Source organism: Algoriphagus zhangzhouensis (assembly GCF_900148515.1).
Taxonomy (GTDB): Bacteria; Bacteroidota; Bacteroidia; order Cytophagales; family Cyclobacteriaceae; genus Algoriphagus; species Algoriphagus zhangzhouensis.
On the sequence record NZ_FRXN01000001.1, the window covers coordinates 358309 to 376266 of the forward strand.

15 protein-coding genes are annotated in these 17958 nt (G+C 39.9%); 5 read left to right on the plus strand and 10 right to left on the minus strand.

The features are described 5' to 3' along the window. Positions 1 to 14 precede the first annotated feature (14 nt). From BUF13_RS01520 to BUF13_RS01535, 4 genes are read right to left on the minus strand one after another with little or no spacing between them, the layout of a single operon-like run. Positions 15 to 461, minus strand: coding sequence for a hypothetical protein (locus tag BUF13_RS01520; protein ID WP_073569984.1), 447 nt, complete (start codon positions 459 to 461; stop codon positions 15 to 17). Continuing rightward, positions 458 to 820 carry a hypothetical protein gene (locus tag BUF13_RS01525; protein WP_134204290.1) on the minus strand — a complete coding sequence of 121 codons (363 nt, stop codon included), beginning with the start codon at positions 818 to 820 and terminating at the stop codon, positions 458 to 460. The genes BUF13_RS01520 and BUF13_RS01525 overlap by 4 nt, the downstream gene beginning before the upstream one ends. A gap of 34 nt (positions 821 to 854) precedes the next feature. Then, on the minus strand, positions 855 to 1400 hold the full coding sequence (locus tag BUF13_RS01530) for an RNA polymerase sigma factor (RefSeq protein WP_073569986.1): 546 nt from the start codon (positions 1398 to 1400) through the stop codon (positions 855 to 857). Positions 1401 to 1453: 53 nt separating this feature from the next. Beyond that, complete coding sequence (locus BUF13_RS01535; protein WP_243839677.1) at positions 1454 to 2686, minus strand: Nramp family divalent metal transporter; 1233 nt, start codon at positions 2684 to 2686, stop codon at positions 1454 to 1456. 81 nt (positions 2687 to 2767) lie between these two features. Here BUF13_RS01535 and BUF13_RS01540 point away from each other — a divergent pair, with 81 nt between their 5' ends. From BUF13_RS01540 to BUF13_RS01555, 4 genes are all read left to right on the plus strand, one after another. Further along, positions 2768 to 3781: an alpha/beta fold hydrolase gene (locus tag BUF13_RS01540; RefSeq protein WP_073569987.1), complete on the plus strand. Its 1014-nt coding sequence runs from the start codon at positions 2768 to 2770 to the stop codon at positions 3779 to 3781. Continuing rightward, on the plus strand, positions 3771 to 5015 hold the full coding sequence (locus tag BUF13_RS01545) for a DNA recombination protein RmuC (RefSeq protein ID WP_073569988.1): 1245 nt from the start codon (positions 3771 to 3773) through the stop codon (positions 5013 to 5015). Before BUF13_RS01540 ends, BUF13_RS01545 begins: the two co-directional genes overlap by 11 nt. A 141-nt stretch (positions 5016 to 5156) precedes the next feature. After that, entirely contained in the window at positions 5157 to 6503 is a 1347-nt protein-coding gene (gene trkA / locus BUF13_RS01550; protein ID WP_073569989.1) for a Trk system potassium transporter TrkA, read from the plus strand. A gap of 3 nt (positions 6504 to 6506) precedes the next feature. Beyond that, positions 6507 to 7955 (plus strand): TrkH family potassium uptake protein, encoded by a 1449-nt coding sequence (locus BUF13_RS01555; protein ID WP_073569990.1) that lies wholly within the window; start codon positions 6507 to 6509, stop codon positions 7953 to 7955. Here BUF13_RS01555 and BUF13_RS01560 read toward each other — a convergent pair. Beyond that, the gene (locus BUF13_RS01560) at positions 7952 to 10411 is read right to left on the minus strand and encodes a ligase-associated DNA damage response DEXH box helicase (protein ID WP_073569991.1); all 2460 of its coding nucleotides are present in this window, start codon (positions 10409 to 10411) and stop codon (positions 7952 to 7954) included. The genes BUF13_RS01555 and BUF13_RS01560 overlap by 4 nt on opposite strands. A gap of 315 nt (positions 10412 to 10726) precedes the next feature. On the opposite strand from BUF13_RS01560, the gene BUF13_RS01565 reads away from it, so the two are divergent. After that, positions 10727 to 11236 carry a hypothetical protein gene (locus tag BUF13_RS01565; protein WP_073569992.1) on the plus strand — a complete coding sequence of 170 codons (510 nt, stop codon included), beginning with the start codon at positions 10727 to 10729 and terminating at the stop codon, positions 11234 to 11236. Between the two features lie 62 nt (positions 11237 to 11298). Here BUF13_RS01565 and BUF13_RS01570 read toward each other — a convergent pair whose 3' ends face one another. The 5 genes from BUF13_RS01570 to BUF13_RS01590 all read right to left on the minus strand — a co-directional run bounded on the left by BUF13_RS01570 (position 11299) and on the right by BUF13_RS01590 (position 17899). Further along, positions 11299 to 11901 carry a hypothetical protein gene (locus BUF13_RS01570; RefSeq protein ID WP_073569993.1) on the minus strand — a complete coding sequence of 201 codons (603 nt, stop codon included), beginning with the start codon at positions 11899 to 11901 and terminating at the stop codon, positions 11299 to 11301. Positions 11902 to 11907: 6 nt separating this feature from the next. Beyond that, positions 11908 to 14214 carry a TonB-dependent receptor gene (locus tag BUF13_RS01575; protein WP_243839678.1) on the minus strand — a complete coding sequence of 769 codons (2307 nt, stop codon included), beginning with the start codon at positions 14212 to 14214 and terminating at the stop codon, positions 11908 to 11910. Between the two features lie 99 nt (positions 14215 to 14313). Continuing rightward, positions 14314 to 15189: a carbohydrate kinase family protein gene (locus tag BUF13_RS01580; protein ID WP_073569994.1), complete on the minus strand. Its 876-nt coding sequence runs from the start codon at positions 15187 to 15189 to the stop codon at positions 14314 to 14316. Beyond that, entirely contained in the window at positions 15179 to 16546 is a 1368-nt protein-coding gene (locus tag BUF13_RS01585; protein WP_262710356.1) for a sugar porter family MFS transporter, read from the minus strand. Before BUF13_RS01585 ends, BUF13_RS01580 begins: the two co-directional genes overlap by 11 nt. 60 nt (positions 16547 to 16606) lie before the next feature. Then, positions 16607 to 17899 carry an acetyl-CoA hydrolase/transferase family protein gene (locus BUF13_RS01590; protein ID WP_073569996.1) on the minus strand — a complete coding sequence of 431 codons (1293 nt, stop codon included), beginning with the start codon at positions 17897 to 17899 and terminating at the stop codon, positions 16607 to 16609. Between the last annotated feature and the right edge of the window lie 59 nt (positions 17900 to 17958).

The following is a 17958-nucleotide window of genomic DNA, read 5'->3' on the forward strand; positions in this document are numbered from 1 at the left end:
GAGAGCTTTCTTTTTTATGGTTTCTGATCATCACGCCTTCTATGTCTTTGGTAGATCATTCGGGTGAAATCTCTTGCAATCCCATTAAGTTGAAGAATCTGGGAGTAGGAGATCACTGAAGATACTTCCTGTACGAATTTTTCTTCGTCTGCTACCATTTGTCTTTGGAGTTTAAATCTTTCAGTGATCATGGTTTTTGCCTGTGAATCACTGATCTCTCCTTCTTCTCTTCTTGGATTGAGACTTGCCATTTTTCTTAAATTGGCTTCTCTACTTTCTGAGTATTTATTGAAAATAGGCCAAAATCTTTCTGCCTGTTGGCTGCTTAGATCCAATCGATCTGTGATAAAGGCGATTCTAGCATCTTTTAGCTTTTCTTTATCAAATGAACCCTCTCTTTGAGCAAAAGCTATTTGACTAAAGAAAATTAGAATCAACAAGGAATAGATAGATTTTTTCATAGTTCTATTAGATAAGGGTCTTCTTGGATCCAAAGTTCATCGACGATAGGAAGTTCCTCTTCGATTATTCCATCCAATAGCTCATCTGGATTGTCACTCATTCCCAAAATATCCTCTGCTGTCCAGTAATTTGCATCAATCATGAGATTCACCTGTTCATCCATTACAAGCAATTCATCTTCTGAATTGCTTGGATAGAAACGGTAGATCCCTACTGAAATAATGATCACTGCTGCTGCAGCCCACCTTCCCCAAGCAATTTGACGCTTAGGTTGAACTTTGGCCATAATTTGATCCGGCAAGGAATCAAAATAACCATCTGGTTCTTTAAAGGGCTTTATTTTTGGTATGGGTGACATAGCTATTAATTAGACTAAGTTGAGATAGATAGGTTTATTCTTCTTTTAGAAAATCTTCAATTTTTTTTACTGCATGATGATAAGATGCCTTTAAAGCGCCTACGCTAGTTCCAGTGATTTCTGATATAGCATCATAGGTCAAATCATCTTGATATTTCATATGAAAGACCAAGCGTTGTTTTTCGGGCAAAGTCAAAAGGGCTTTTTGAAGCTTTTTTTGGATTTCATCTCCATCCATACTTCCAGATTGATCCAAATAGGATTCCATTTTCTCTTGATGATCATCAATAGAGAAGAAATACCGCTTTTTCTTTTTATCCAAAAATGTCAGCGTTTCATTGGTGGCTATTCGATACAGCCAGGTAAATAAACTTGAATTCCCCTGAAACTTGCCAATATGCTGAAAGGCTTTGATGAAGGTGCTTTGAGTCAGGTCATCGGCATCCTCATGAATCAATACCATTCTTCGGATGACTTGATAAACACGGCTTTGGTATTTTTCAATCAGTTTACGAAACCCCATCTCTTTTCCGAGAGGACTTTGAATGAGTTGAAGGATTTCCTGATCACTACTATGCATTGTTTTCTTAGACTCCGATAGGCGCGAAGGGTTTAGTGAATTTGCGGAATTTTCTAGAAAATTTGAAAATCCAAAACATTGCCAATACTCTTAAGTCCTAATCCTAAGGTGATTACCCAAATTCCTATTGAAATAAGATTTATGATAAGTGGGTTTTTATGTTCCCCCATCCAGGATTTTTGATTGGCAACCCAGATTAACCAAGCACTAATCAGAGGTAGGAGAGTCCCGTTGGCCAATTGAGCCAAAGAAATCAATTGAACTGGCTTGATTCCAAAAGAGGCAAAAATCAACCCAGAACCAACAATTACCAGAAATGATAACCTCATCGGCTTAGATTGATGATCTTGACTCCAATTCATGATCCCACAAATAACCAAAGCTCCAGCCAAAGGAGCGGTAATCGACGAAGTCAATCCTGCGGCCAAAAGCCCAAATCCCATCATATAGGTTCCTGCTTTTCCAAATACTCCCTCTAGCCCAGCTGCTACATCTTTGGCTGAGGAAATACTCAAACTCTCATTCACAGAACCGACAATCACGATTGCCATTGAAACTAATCCTCCCAGAAGTACCGATAAGATAATGTCTCTACGCATCGCAGGAATAGAGTCGGGACTTTTCCATTTTTTCTTTGCCAAACTAGCGTAAAGAAAAAGATTATAAGGCACTACGGTAGTACCGACCAAAGCAACTAAAGTTGGAATCTGCTCTGAAGATAGACTAGGGATAAATCCCTTGAAGACCATACCCCAATCAGGTTGAACCAAAATGGCGGTAAGCAAAAATGCCAATGACATAAAAATGACCAAACCAACTAGTACTTTTTCTAGGACTTTGGAATTCCCTATCCAAAGAATTAAGAAGGCCAAAGAGCCCAATAATAAATTTCCAGAATCAATTGTTAGTGGCCCAAGATTGAAGACCGGTAGTTCGATAAATACCCCCAATCCCAGGTTTGCTCCTGTGATATTACCAGATTCGTAGGCAATATTTCCCAAAACGATGGCAGAAAGCACCAATAGAATCTGGATGATCTTGAAGAATAATCCAGTATTCTGATTTCGGATCAACTGACTCAAATCTTTGCCTGTTGCCAACCCGATTCGACCGCTCATTTCCTGAAGAATAATGGTGGCAAGGATGGAAAGCCCCATTCCCCAAATAAGTGAAAAGCCGAAATTGAAGCCAGCCAAGGTGCAAACCATGACTGTTCCCGGACCAATAAAAGCTGCTGCTACAATGGGACCAGGACCGATATTTTGAAAGAGTTTTATTAGATTCAAGAGGTAGTTTTTTGCCAAAATAAGGTTTTGGGAAGAATTTTTGCTACTTCGAAGCGGTTCCATTTTCAAAAAATCATACCTATGGCAATTATGCGCCGAATTGGGAAAATAGTATTGGTGATACTTTTGTCATTGGTGTTTTTTCTTTTGCTGCTATTTAAAAGTGATATTCCTCAAGAGGAATTGCTTGCAAAGTACAGTTATCCAGAATCCCATTTTATAGAAATTGATGGTGTAACGCTGCATGTGAGGCTCGTTGGAAGTGGTGAGCCTGTGATTTTGCTGCATGGAAGCTTTTCTTCATTGCATACTTGGGATGAATGGCAAAGAGAGATGAGTCCTTATTTTTTGACCATATCAGTGGATTTACCGGGACATGGATTGACAGGGCCTGATCCACTCCAGAGATATACCATTGGAGATTATAGCCAATTTGTCCTAAGGCTTTCTGAAAAACTAAATATTAACAAATTTCATTTAGCAGGGAATTCGATGGGAGGGGCAGTGGCTTTGAAAATTGCAGATACTAGACCTGATAAAGTGCTTTCTTTGAATTTGATAGATGCTGCTGGAGCCCCCCAGATTCAACCAAGGCAATTGGATTCAGATTCTACAAGTACGAAAAGTAATCCCTTAATTTTTGATTTGATTAAGAATCCAGTCTTCTCCAAGATTCTGCTAAAATGCACTCCAAAGTTCTTATTTACCAAGAATATACAAGAGGTATATGGCGACCCGGAAAAGGTGCACGAAAAAACTATTGATCGCTATTTCGATTTGATGCTCCGTGAAGGAAATCGCCAGGCTACCTTGGAAAGGTTTGCGTTGCCAAGAGATTATGTCAAAGAATTCTCAAGGATTACTATGCCTGTTTTGATTCAATGGGGAGACAGGGATCGATGGATACCGATTTCTAATGCTCTAGAATTTAAAAAAGTAATGCCAGAAGCTCATTTGGTGGTTTTTGAAGGAGCAGGACATGTGCCTATGGAAGAAATTCCGACGGAATCTGTCGCGGAGTACTTATCCTTTCTGGGAGTGGAGATTAGGAAAGACTACCTTCAGCAACCCAAATTCGTGACCTATGCAGATTGAAATTTTAATTGGACTAGTCTTATTGATCCAGGTGATTTTCCTGGTTGTTTTTCTTTTGGATAGAAAAAGGAATTCAGGTTCAGAGCAGCTTCAAAGACAGCTCATTGAGTTAAAAAGAGAATTGGAATCAGGTCTGGCAATGGCAAGAAAAGAATCCAGAGAGAGTTTGAACTCTCAATTTCAATTGGTTTTCAATTCTTTGAGATCTAGTGCTTTGGATCAAAAAGAAGCCCTCAAGTCATTTGGTGAGGTCTTTCGCCAAAATGTTCAGGATTTTAATGGTGTGCAAAGAGAAAAGTTGGGTGAACTCAATCGCCGTCAGGAAGAATTGATGAAAGCTACAGAATTGAAGCTGGAAAGAATTCGTGAAACGGTAGATGAAAAACTCCAAAAGACTCTTGAAACTCGTCTGGGGCAGTCCTTTGAAATGGTCAGCAATCAATTGCAAGCCGTTCAAAAAGGGTTGGGAGAAATGCAAAGCCTAGCAAATGGAGTTGGAGATCTGAAAAGAGTGTTGAGCAATGTGAAGAGTCGAGGAGTTTTGGGCGAATACCAACTACAGGCAATTTTGGAAAACCAATTGGCCCCTGATCAATACGTGTTCAATGCGGATGTAGGAAAAGGAAACCGTGAGCGAGTGGAATTTGCAGTGAAAATGCCAGGTCAGGATGCTCCTGTTTTATTGCCAATGGACTCCAAATTCCCTCAGGAATCATTTCTAAGATTAGTTGATGCTTACGAATCAGTAGATAAAGTGGCCATTGAAGCCAATCGAATTGAATTGATCAAAGCGGTAAAAAAGGCGGCTTCTGACATTCAGAATAAATACATCCATCCACCGTATACGACAGATTTTGCAATTTTATTTTTACCTGTTGAAAGTCTATATGCTGAAATCCTTCGTGAACCGGGACTTGCCCAGCAAATTCAACAGGATTACAAAGTCTTAGTCACAGGCCCTACGACGCTTTCTGCCATTCTAAATAGCCTTCAAATGGGCTTCAGAACCTTGGCAATTCAAAAAAGAAGTTCTGAGGTCTGGCAAATTTTAGGTGCTATTAAGACTGAATTTGGCAAATTCGGAGACTTAATAGAAAAGACCCAGAAGAAACTTAATGAGGCCAATTCCGAATTGGATAAGTTAGTGGGGGTTCGAACAAGAGCCATACAAAGGAAGTTGAAGGATGTAGAAGAGCTTCCGGCAATTAAGAGTAGACAAGTCTTGGATGATTAGTTAAAAATCAAAAGAAATCTTCTTAAATCCCATTGCCCTTTGCTAACTTAGCCTAGCTTCGCAAAAGAATATTCTTAAATGCTGATTACCATTTAGAAAGATATTACTTTTGTAGCTTGTTTTATCACCAGAACAATACCTATGGGGATGCACATTGTAATTGCAGGAGCAGGGGATATGGGTTACCACCTTGCCGAGCAATTAAGTTATGATAATAAAGACATTACGCTGATTGATACAGAGCGTGAAGTTTTGGATTATGTTTCTTCCAAGCTGGATGTATTGACAGTTTTAGGAGATGCCACATCTATTGATATCCTTCAAAGAGCCAATGTTTCAAGTGCAAGCATGGTCTTGGCTGTTACGACCTCTGAAAAGACTAATATTGTTGCGGCAGTTTTGGCCAAACAATTAGGTGCAAAAAGAGTGATGGCCCGGGTAAGGAACCACTCTTACCTGAACAATGAAAACATCAATTACTTTCAGAATTTAGGAATCGACAATTTGATTTCACCGACTATGCTTTGTAGTCGTGAGATCTTCAATATGATTCAAAACTCCTCTTTTACTGAGGTATTCGATTTCGAAGGAGGGAAGTTGAATATTGTTGGAGTGACTTTGGATCAAACCAATCCTTTGGTGAATCAAAGGATTATGGATATGAAACTCAATCCGATTTTTGAGGATATCCGAATCATCGCAATCCTGAGGGATCTGAAAACAATCATTCCTCGAGGCTCCACCATCATTAGAAATCATGACCATGTATTCTTTATCTCTAATAAGAAGCATACAGAAAGTATCTTGGATTTGATAGGTCAAAAGAAGCGAACTATCAAAAATATCATGATCATCGGTGGAGATGATATGGCTTTGACCACTGCCTTGAAGTTGGAAGATCATTTCCGTGTTACCTTGGTCAATAAGGATAAGGAAAGATGTAAGTGGTTGGCTGAGAATCTTCCTAATACATTGATTATCAATGGTGATTATAAAAACATTGAATTGCTGATTGAGGAAGGCTTGGAGCAGATGGATGCCTTTTTGGCTTTGACAGAATCCTCCGAAACCAATATTATTACGAGTTTGTCTGCTAAAAATCATGGGGTTTATAAAACGATCGCCCATGTGGATACTCGTGAATACATTCATATTTCCCACAGTATCGGAGTCGATTCTTTGATCAACAAGAAGTTGGTTGCAGCAAATGAGATCTCAAGATATTTGAAGAAAGGAACAGTGGAAGCTGTATCTGGAATTTACGGTGTAGATGCAGAATTCATTCAATACTCAGTTTGCAAAAACAATAGACTGACCAAATATGCTTTGAAGGATCTTCATTTCCCGGATACAGCCATTGTAGCGGGGGTAATCCGTGGAGAGGATGTGTTTATTCCTGATGGAGATTTTGAGCTTCAAATGAATGATAAAGCAATTGTTCTGGCACTTCCACAAGCCAAAGGGCCTTTGGAAAAACTTTTTCACTAGTATATGATTCACTTCAAGGAGATAGCAAAAATCATGGGAGCACTCTTGTTGCTCATCGCGGTTTTGATGGTTCCTGCTGTTATTTTCTCAATCTATTTTGGGGAAGATCCATGGCCAATATTGGTATCCATGTGTATTTCCTCAGTGGTTGGTGGTATTTTCTTTTTCTCCTTTTCCAAGCAAGATCAGAATATCCGTAAAAGAGAAGGATATCTTATTGTGGCGCTCAGTTGGGTATTTATGACCCTTTTTGGGATGTTGCCATTTATTTTGAGTGCTGAGATCAAATCCTTTCAAGACGCTCTTTTTGAGACGATGTCAGGTTTGACTACTACTGGTGCGAGTATTCTAACTGATATTGAGGCAATGGACAAGGGGCTTCTCTTTTGGAGAAGTATGACTCAGTGGATTGGAGGCTTGGGAATTATCGTTTTGACCGTTGCTATTTTTCCATTGTTGGGAATCGGTGGGATTGAGCTTTTTGTTGCAGAATCTCCTGGACCAACTTCCGATAAAGTTCATCCAAGAATTTCAGAAACAGCTAAAAGGCTTTGGTATTTGTATGTAGGCTTGACAGTAGCTGCAACATTGCTTTATTGGGTAGGGGGAATGACTTTCTTTGATGCGATCAATCATGCATTGACGACAATGGCTACTGGAGGGTTTTCAACCAAAAACTCATCCATGGCCTATTATGATTCGGCATTTATCCAGTATGTGGCCATATTCTTTATGTTCTTGGCCGGTACAAATTTTACAGTCATTTATTTTGGATTGATCGGGAAATTCAAAAGGGTTTTACAAAGTGATGAGTTTAAAACCTACGCTTTTGCCTTGTTGGCATTTTCAGTCATTTTGTTTTATCCGATCATCAACAAAGGAGGCGTAGATTATGAGCTGGCCTTCCGAAAGTCCATGTTCCAAGTTGTGTCTCTGGTTACTACCACTGGGTTTGTGACAGACGATTATACCCAATATGGTCAAGGGGCTACTTTCGTGTTTTTTATGCTTCTCTTTTTGGGGGGATCTGCTGGATCTACTGCAGGTGGGATCAAGTTTGTAAGACATCTGACTTTCGTGAAGAATTCCTGGCTTGAATTTAAGCGATTGGTTCACCCTAGGGCGGTGGTTCCATTGATTATCAACGGTGACAGAGTTACTGGAAGAATCATCACACACATAATGAACTTCCTGTTGATCTACTTGCTAACATTTGTGATTGGGGCTTTGGTACTTTCCTTGATGGGATATGATTTACCAACTTCCTTGGGAGCTGTTGCTACCTGTTTGGGGAATGTCGGTCCGGCAATAGGAAATGTTGGTCCTGTCGATAATTTTGCCTTTTTCTCAGGCTCTGCTAAAGTATTCCTATCATTTATCATGCTTTTGGGAAGATTGGAGCTGTTTACAATCCTGATTTTATTTACTCCTTTCTTCTGGAGAGCCAATTAATCCTGAACTGCGAATTGGGCCTGAATTTTTACTATTCGGTCCTCTAAGCTTTCTGAGGTGATACTGGTTCTACTCAATCTATCCACCATGATTGGGAATGAAAACGGAGTGAACTGAACCGGCCGATTGACCACAATTCGATTTCTATTGATCTTCTGGATTGCCTTGATAAATTTATCCTGATCCATCTGTTGGTTCAAAGCCTCATTGTGGGCCTGTTTGAGCAACAGATTTTGTGGATCATACTGTTCGAAAACTTGAAAGAGTAGGCTGGAATTTGCCTGAATGTGCTTGAAAGTCGTCGGTTTGCCAGGATATCCTTGAAAAACCAATCCAGCGATACTGGCTATTTCTCTAAATTTTCTTCTAGTCATTTCGCTTTCATTGACACATTGAAGGACATCATTTTCTAGATTTTTCAGTGAGAAAATATCCTCTTCCAAAATTTCCTCAATAGCAATTGGAACATCAGAAAGCAGTTCAAAACCATAGTCATTCATTGCCATATTAAAAGAAATAGGCTGACTTTGGGATATCCGATAAGCAATCAATGCACTCATCAATTCATGCATCATTCTTCCTTCAAAGGGATAAAAGAAAAGATGATATCCCTGTTGGCTTTGATGCGACTCTATCAGGAAAGTATTTCGATCTGGCACAATCGAAAGCTTGCTTTGAAGATCCAGAATGGGAAGGATTCGAGTGACTTCTTCTGAATCATGAATCCCCAAATTGTAGGCCTCTAGAATTTTTAGGATTTGTTCAGAAAGCATGGAAGAAAGAGACATTCGTGCCCCCATCCAAGAGACTACATTTTTAGATTGCTTTTCACTGACTTTGACTATGGCATTCATGTCCCGGATTTGTAAAAGCTCCAATGATCTTCCAGCAAAGAAGAAGCGATCTCCAATTTTCATTTTAGAAATAAAATATTCCTCTACACTTCCCAGATAGGCCCCGTTTTTAAACTTGACCTTCATCATGGCCTCGGAAACGATGGTTCCCATTGAAAGCCGATGCTTCATGGCGATCTTCTTGTTTTTTACCCGGTTGATTCCATCTTCATCCAAAATCACTTTCAGGAAATCTTCATAATTTCCCAATGTGCTACCACCCACAGTTATAAATTCCATAACCCAATTCATTTCTTCCACTTTTAGTTCTGAATAAGAATAAGTCCTTTGAACGATAGGGAAAATATGATCCGGCGTAAAACCCTCACCAACTGCGAGAGTGACTAAAAACTGGATCAAGACATCATAAGAAAGGAGGGGGGCAAATTGAGATTCCATTTCTCCTTTTTCAACTGCTTTTCGAAGTGCAGCTGCCTCAATCAATTCTAAGGAATTGGTGGGGACAAAGTAGATTTTGGAGGGTAAACCCGGCTGATGACCTGCCCGTCCGGCACGTTGAATGAATCGAGCTACTCCTTTGGGACTTCCTACTTGGATCACCTTGTCTACAGGACGAAAATCCACCCCTAAATCCAAACTTGATGTACAAACCACCAGTTTCAGTTTGCCTTCATGAAGCGATTGTTCAACCCAGCTTCTTACTGTCATATCCAAGGATCCGTGATGCATGGCAATCCAGCCGGCCCAATCAGGTCTTGCTTCCAGAATTTTTTGGTACCAAATCTCTGTCTGGGACCGAGTGTTTGTAAAAAGCAAAACTGTTTTAGCCGATTCTATAATAGGAATCACTTTGTCCAAAAGCCGAATTCCCAAATGTCCTGACCATGGATACTTTTCAATTTCATCAGGAAATACTGACTCTATTAAAATCTCCTTACCCAGATCTGCTTTGATGATATGAATGGGAAGATCTTTTCCTAAAAGGGCTTTTGCAGCTTCTTCCAAATTGCCAATCGTTGCAGAAATAGCCCAGCGTCTAAATTGATTTGGACAGAGGTCTTGAATGTATTCTAGGGCTAATTGAACCTGAACACCTCGTTTGTTTCCAATCAATTCATGCCATTCATCCACCACTACTGTTTGGAGAGTTTGAAACAAATCTTGATGCCCTTTTTGTGAGATCAGAATATGCAATGTTTCCGGAGTGGTGATCAAAACTTCGGGTGGTCTTGCCTTTAATGCGGCTCTCGTTTTTGCATCTGTATCTCCATTCCTAACGGCCACTCGCCAAGGTAAACCAATCTGATCGCAGACTTCTTGCATGGCTTTTTGGATATCCTGAGCCAAAGCTCTAAGAGGAGTCACCCAAATTAGTTGAAGCCCATTGTTCTTCTTTGTTTTCCAATATTGAGGATTTTGATTGATAAAATCCATGAGGACCGGAAACCAAAGAGCGAAGGTTTTTCCAGAACCGGTAGGAGCATTTAAAAGACCAGATTTTCCATCTAGATAATCATTCCAAGCTTGAATTTGGAATGGGAATGCTTCCCAGCCTTTATTCTGAAAATAAGAAAGTCCTATTTGTAATCTTGGGTCCAACATTGATTGGAAGTATACAATTTTATGAAGCTATTGTTGAAGATAAAGTGGAATATAGAAACCTACATAAGATTGTCGCAAATTGACAATTTCTTTCGTTAATGGAGTATTAAATAAGCATCACATATACGACTAAACTATAGTTTAAAAAATAAAACATGTTTATGCGCTAAATGTTAATTATTGGAAATTCAATGATTTAGTGCTTATAATGAATTATTTTGTAGAAAAATATCAAAAGATTAGTTTCATCGCTTTTGAATATTAATCTTAGAGAAATATAAATAATAGCCTATACGTCAGAAATCTACCAAAACCATGAAAAAGTTGTTGCTTGGGCTGATCGTTGCAATAGGATTCTTTTCCTGCACCGATACAGCTTCAGATAAATATACGGGCAACCAGGTACAATATCAGTTGTTTCAGGCTTCTGACTTTAATTATACTGGTTTAGTCACGATCAAAGAATTGATAGGAGGGAATTTGGAGCTTAGTATCCGAATGGAAGGTGAAAGAGGAGATCGCGATACTCAATATCCTGCCCATTTACATTTTGGAGGTTATGATACTCCCAATGCTCAAATAGCATTTATGCTAAATCCAGTAGATGCCCATGATCTGGAAAGTACCACGGTATTGGAACAACTAACAGATGGGAACAGGTTGTTATATGATGAAATTTTAGGTTTCAAAGGCCATGTTAAAGTTCACCTTGCAAGTGATGGCCCAGATTATGAGACTATTCTTGTTGCAGGAAATATCGGAGCTTTGGGACATTCCATGGAGTTTGATCGGGAGCAAATGGCTATTTGTGGAAAGGACTTTTAAAGAAAAAAACATAAAAAAAGGGGGATGAATTATTTCATCCCCCTTTTTTGTGATTGGTTGGCTTAGTTTAATATCAAAGGGAAAGTGATATCTAAATCAGTTTCTCCGCCTGCATTGACAAAATTCTCGAAACTTGGATTGTCAGCACCTTCAAAGTCTTTATTCAAATCATGTCTTAAGACTATTCTAAGGTTTCCTGTATTTAATGCAGGGCTAGCTTCTACAACGACAATCCCTTTTACTCCCAGGTTGATACCGCCTTCGTCATCATAGCTGTAGGAAAGTGGAGCTGTGGTACCTACAAATGCAGAACCTAAGAAAAAGAATTGATGCTCGTCAGACTCTTCAAGGATTTCTTCTGTGATGTCTTCACCAGCGATGGAGTTCCCTACTTCGATTTCCATTTGGTAGGTTTTTCCTGCCTCCAAAGTCACATCATCGACCTCAGGTGAAGTGCCCACTTCGATTCCTTCAGAATCAGATGCCGAAAAGCTAAATGGGCTTCCAACAGTAGCTCCTGATTCATCTAATTCTGTGAATACAAGTGTCACATCGGTAATCACTTCACCGTCATTTTCAGGAACCGGATCTTCAGAAGAACAAGAACTCATTGAGATAACTGCAGCAGAAAGGGCTAAAAAAGGTAGTTTTTGGTAAGTTTTCATAGAGTGTTAAAATTGATAATTGATTTTAATTGTGATGTTTCTTCCGATATCATCAGTGAAGTAACGGAAGCGATTCATATATTCTTTATAGTTGGTATTCAGTAGGTTTTGGACCTGTAAGCCTAGATTCAATTTGTTTTCACCAACAGGCATAGCTTTTAGATAACTAAAGTTAAATAGCGCATAAGCTGGTGGGGCTGGGGCCAAATCAAAATCAGGAACTCTGGTTTGCTTGGCCACTAACATATTGCTCAAGGTGAATTTATGAGATTTGCCATCCTCACCGACTTTGTAAGCCAATCCCCAGTCCATTCGGTCTGATGGAATAAAAGGGAAATAAGTGTCGTCTTCAGTATTTCTGGCTCGGATAATGGAGCCTTTCAAATAGCCACTGAATTTCTTGTTGAATTCATAGCTTCCAGAGAAATCAACTCCGTAGAAAAAGGCATTGGCCTGTAAATATTCATAGACATTAAATGTGCCTCTTAAGCTTACATAGGTATCACCTGTAGGATTCAGGTAAATGTAATTTTGAATCCGGTTCAGGTATCCGGTTAACTCAAAACTCGCTTTTTGATCTGAAAACTCTAATGAATTGACCCATTTCAGAGACTTTTCTGACAATAAGTTTTCATCACCTATTTCCACAGCAGCTGCTCCGTGATGTAGTCCCTGAGAGAAAAGCTCATTAACATTAGGTGGTCTCCAGGCAGAACCTAAATTGGAAGAAATGGTGAAGCTATTGCTGATCTGATAATAGGCCCCGAGGAATGCTGTAAAGTTTTTATAGGTTAAATCACTTTGCTGCAGATCATTTCCAATGTATCTGGCTGTAGATACTGTTCTATAATCAAATCGGGCACCAGCTTCCACCTCCAAAGGACCTTTGGAAAGCTTCTCCATTCCATAGATTCCTGCATTGAGCATATCGTAATTTGGAATCAATGGAGTCACACCGGTTCCGGGAACATTACTATTGGCTTGTTGAATCAAATTGACACCCCAGGTACCACTGAAATTATTTTCATGCGTATGATCTACAAAAAGATCCAGGGTGTTGGTGAATAACTCCAAGTCCAGACTAGCCTGCTCATTCAAATCACCTCTTCTTTTGTCAAATTCCTGTCTATGATTGGATTGAAAACCATATTGAAGGTTTGCTTTCCAGTTGGAATTGATATGGTAGTGAGATTTGAATTTGAGAAGTTGATGAGATACTTTTTGCTTGGGATTGATGATATCGTAGGTAAAATCTCCTTCAACAAATGGCCTTCCATTGGCAATGATTGCTTCCAAATCAGTTAGGTTTCCAGTGTGTGCATCACTTAGGATTCCCAATTCGGTATTGAAATAACTGTAATAGAGTTCAGTTCCGAGATTTTTACCAGTATATCCCAAAGTTCCAGAGAAATTCAATTCGCTTAAACCGGTATTTCTTTGATAATATTCAGGGCTTTGGATATTTCCAGCTCGCTTGGCAGAACCTTGGATTCTATAGCCCAGTCCTTGAATTTTCCCAGATCCACCTTGATGTTTGACAGAAATATTCCCCATTCTTCCATTGGTTGCACCAACCAGGTATAGGTCTGTTGTGCTTTCCTTTTTGGTAGGTAAAGCACCAGGATTTACTAAAATAACTCCTCCCATAGCCTCAGGACCAAATCGGACCGTTTCAGCTCCTTTGATCACAGTGATTTCATCGGCTAAGAATGGATCAATTTCAGGAGCATGTTCGGCACCCCATTGCTGACCTTCCAATCTTACCCCATTATTCAAGATCATAATTCTGTTGGAGTGCATACCGTGGATCACGGGCTTTGCGATGCTGTTTCCTGTTGAAAAAGTGGTGACACCAGCCACTCTTTTCAAACTTTCTCCAAGAGATTCGCCACGTGCTTCAAGAAGATCTTCTCCATAAAGAGCGGTGATAGCTGTTGTGGTTTGTACTGCATCCTTGTGGCCGTGGACTTCAACACCAGATAAATCCAAGGAACCTTCTTTCATACGGTAAGTTTTGTTGAAAGAATTGTTTTGAATATTTATGGTGTCGTTAATGTCTTCATGTCCAAGGTATTGTATTCTGATGGTATAGGTTCCTGGACATAGGTTTTTCACCTGAAAGTTTCCGTCTAGATCGGTGACTGCTCCATTTTTGATTTCCTCTATCCATATATAGGCTCCGGGAATTGACTCATTGTTTTCCAAATGAATCACCTTCCCACGGATGGATAGATTACAATTTTGAGCCATTAAGACATTCGATAGTCCAATGGCGATGAGTAGGAGTAGAAAAGGGTGTTTAATTTTCTTCACGACACAAAAATAGAGTCCTTCAGAGCATTAAACTAGAAAAAGTGAAACAAAGTTGCAAAAAGGGATAAATGGTAATATCCTTGAAGAAGTGGGATTGCTTTAGGTAATTTTTTCGATATCTGATCTTTTGTATTTAGGAGCACCACCTTCTTGAGTTGCCATATAAGCTCCGATTTTGCATGCGAAATCCAAAATTTGTTCAGGACTTTTCTTTTCTAGGAGGCTCCAAATAAAACCACTTAGGAATGCGTCTCCCGCACCAATGGTGTCTTTAACTTGAATTTTATACCCCTTGTGGTGAAAAATAGATCCGTTTTGATAAATCAACGCGCCTTTGGAACCAAGAGTGATGCAGATGATATCTATTGGAAAGTTCTTGTCGAGGAACTGACAAAGGCTTTTTGGTTCAGGATCAGTGTTAAAATAGTCAGCAAATATTTCCAGCTCATCCTCATTGATTTTTAGAATATCAGTGAAACCAAGAAGAGTTTCTATGATCTCGAAGTCATAAAAAGGAGGCCGTAAGTTGGCATCAAAGACTTTTAGGTTTGCTTGATGCAGTAGCTCTAAAAGTGTTTGAAGGCTGGTTTTATTTCTAACACCAAGCGTTCCAAAAACAAACGCTTCAGAGGATCCTACAGCTGTTTTAGCATCTTCTTTTATTGTAATGTAATCCCAGGCAACATCAGGAAGAATCGTGTACTTGATGTTTTCTGGATCCGAACTATCCACCAATACTTGGGAAGTGGCATGATCTGGATTGATTTGAATGAGTTCTTCACTTATTCCAAAGCTTTTATAATAAGATAGGAGCTTTTTACCATTCTCATCATTTCCGATTGCAGATATCAGCCGAGTATCTATCCCTAACTGATGAAGATTAAGCGCGACATTCATAGGAGCCCCTCCGGGTTTTGCACCCGAGGGAAGGCAATCCCAAAGCATTTCCCCAAATACAATTACTTTATGTGCCATAGTTTTGGTGTAGTTCTTTTTGAATTTCCTCTAGAGATCTTCCTTTGGTTTCTGGCATTTTAAATTTAACCCAAAGTAGCTGCCAAACCATCATGAGCATGAAGAATGCGAAAATGTAACCTGGACCAAATTGGTTTGCGAAGAATGGGAAAACATTGGCAATGACAGCAGCTAAAATCCAATGCGTAAATGAACCTAAAGATTGCCCATAGGCTCGAAGTTCATTGGGGAACATTTCAGAAATGAATACCCAAATCACAGAGCCTTGTCCAATTGCATGGGATAGGATAAATCCAAAGACGAAAATAGGTAACCAAAAGGTCGGAATGCCAGGTCCCAAGAAATTATAAGCCATCAGGGAAAGGGAAATGATATATCCTACAGATCCGATGTACATGAGTTTCTTCCTGCCTAATCTATCGATTAGATAGAGGCCCAAAAATGTTCCTGCAAGGTTGACCAAGCCAATCCCAATTGTTGAAATCAGAGCGTTTTCTGTAGAAATTCCAGCCATTTCAAAAACCCGTGGAGCAAAGTAAATGATCGCATTGATTCCCGAAACTTGATTGAAAAAGGCAATCATAACTGCCAGCATGGTACTGGATAGGTATTTTTTATTGAATAATACACCAAAACCAGCTTTGGCTTTGACCTGCTTTTCTTCTTCAATTGCCAATTGAATAGCTTCCTCGACACCCTCAGGATCTGTTCGCATCAAAATGGCCCTAGCTTCAGCTTCCTGATTGAGTTTGGCAATTAAGTAGCGTGGACTTTCTGGGATTCTAAATATCATCGCAGAATAAATCAAAGCCGGAATTCCTTCCACGGCTAGCATCCATCTCCAATCTTCTGGCAAATCAGCAGTTCCTATCAAAAAGTTAGATAGATAGGCAATCACAATTCCAAAAACGATGTTGAATTGGTAAAGAGCTACCAGTAAACCACGATTTTTGGCTGGAGCTATTTCAGAGATATACATAGGAGCCACCACCGAGGAAGCTCCAACTCCCAAACCTCCGATAAATCGGAACATAGTGAATGAGGTCACATCCCAAGCAAGCCCTGAACCAACGGCTGAAATAAGATAAAAAATCCCAATCCAAAGTAAGCTTTTCTTTCTCCCAAATTTATCTGCCGGAATTCCTCCCAATAAAGCTCCGATTACTGTTCCATACAAAGCCGAAGCAATTGCAAGTCCATGCATCCAATCGCTGAGTTGCCAAACTTCCTGGATGGCGCGCTCTGCACCTGAAATTACAGCTGTATCAAAGCCGAATAAGAAGCCACCAAGTGCAGCCGTGATGGAGATGAAAAAGACGTATCTATTAGAAGACATAGGTTTTTTGGGTTTGAATATTCTGCTAAACTAATGAGAAGGAGAATATTTCAAAATCCAAAAATTAAAAAAGCCAAAGAATCATCTAAAAGGATAGATAAAGCTTCCGTAGCGTTCGACTATGGCCCTTTCCAACATCTCCTGATGGTCAGGATGGGCGATTCGCATCAGTTCATAAGAACGTTGACGGAGGTTTTTCCCATAAAGATTGGCTATTCCGAATTCGGTGACTACATACTGCATGTGAGCCCTTGTGGTTACGACTCCAGCACCTTCTTTTAGGAAAGGGACTATTTTGGATGCGCCTCTCTTGGTTGTAGAAGTCAATGCCATAATCGGTTTTCCACCTACAGAAAGAGCTGCACCTCTCATAAAGTCCATTTGTCCGCCTACTCCTGAATAGTGATAACTGCCAATAGAATCAGCACAAACCTGTCCAGTTAAATCCATTTCGACACAGGAGTTGATGGAGACTACTTTCGGATTTTTACGTATGACTGCAGTATCATTGACATAAGCAGCCTCATGAAAAGAGAATTCCGGATTGTCATGGATTTCCCGATAGAGTTGTTGGGAACCTGCTGTAAAAGCTGATACAACTTTTCCCGGATGTTTTTTCTTAAAAGCGTTGGTTACTGCACCGGATTTCATCAGGTCTAGAATTCCATTGGAAAACATTTCTGTATGGACCCCCAAATCCTTATGATGATGAAGGGAATTTAAAACTGCATCTGGAATTGCCCCAATTCCCATTTGGAGGGTGGACCGATCTTCAATTAATGAGGCGATGTGTCTCCCAATTTGAATTTCTTTTTCGGTGATTTTCTCCGCATAATTTACTTCCGGCAGCGGCTCATCCACATAAACTGCGCAGGTGAATTTGGAACAATGGACATGACCGTCACCATGAGTTCTTGGCATTTGCTTGTTGACTTGGGCGATGATAAATCTAGCAGTGTCAACTGCTGGTCGAGCGATGTCCACTGATGTTCCTAAAGAGCAAAACCCATGAGCATCAGGCTCAGAAACTTGAATGATGGCTACATCTACCGATAGAATCTTGTTTCTAAACAAATGCCCAATTTCACTCAAAAAGATAGGAACATAGCCACCTTGATCAGAGTTGACCGCTTCTCTGACATTGGCAGAAACGAACAGAGAATTCATGAAAAAACTCCCTTTGCATTCGGGAGCGACCAGAGGCATATCGCCTAAAGTGGTGATGGCTACAATCTCTACATTTTTCAGTTCGTCTTTCCGCGCAGCCAAAGCATTGATACAGGTGGTTGGTGTGGCAGCACTTCCATGGATAAAGACTCGCTGGTGACTTTCAATTATTTTTACAGCTTCTTCAGGACTGGTATAGTTGATCATGGTGGTAGCGTTATTTTTTTCAAAGATCCTTCTTAAGTTCAGAAATAAACCTGACAAAA

Coding starts and splice junctions, on each gene's coding strand:
- BUF13_RS01520 (WP_073569984.1), bottom strand. CDS start 461: ATGAAAAAATCTATCTATTCCTTGTTGATTCTAATTTTCTTTAGTCAA.
- BUF13_RS01525 (WP_134204290.1), bottom strand. CDS start 820: ATGTCACCCATACCAAAAATAAAGCCCTTTAAAGAACCAGATGGTTAT.
- BUF13_RS01530 (WP_073569986.1), bottom strand. CDS start 1,400: ATGCATAGTAGTGATCAGGAAATCCTTCAACTCATTCAAAGTCCTCTC.
- BUF13_RS01540 (WP_073569987.1), top strand. CDS start 2,768: ATGGCAATTATGCGCCGAATTGGGAAAATAGTATTGGTGATACTTTTG.
- BUF13_RS01545 (WP_073569988.1), top strand. CDS start 3,771: ATGCAGATTGAAATTTTAATTGGACTAGTCTTATTGATCCAGGTGATT.
- trkA (WP_073569989.1), top strand. CDS start 5,157: ATGGGGATGCACATTGTAATTGCAGGAGCAGGGGATATGGGTTACCAC.
- BUF13_RS01555 (WP_073569990.1), top strand. CDS start 6,507: ATGATTCACTTCAAGGAGATAGCAAAAATCATGGGAGCACTCTTGTTG.
- BUF13_RS01560 (WP_073569991.1), bottom strand. CDS start 10,411: ATGTTGGACCCAAGATTACAAATAGGACTTTCTTATTTTCAGAATAAA.
- BUF13_RS01565 (WP_073569992.1), top strand. CDS start 10,727: ATGAAAAAGTTGTTGCTTGGGCTGATCGTTGCAATAGGATTCTTTTCC.
- BUF13_RS01570 (WP_073569993.1), bottom strand. CDS start 11,901: ATGAAAACTTACCAAAAACTACCTTTTTTAGCCCTTTCTGCTGCAGTT.
- BUF13_RS01580 (WP_073569994.1), bottom strand. CDS start 15,189: ATGGCACATAAAGTAATTGTATTTGGGGAAATGCTTTGGGATTGCCTT.
- BUF13_RS01590 (WP_073569996.1), bottom strand. CDS start 17,899: ATGATCAACTATACCAGTCCTGAAGAAGCTGTAAAAATAATTGAAAGT.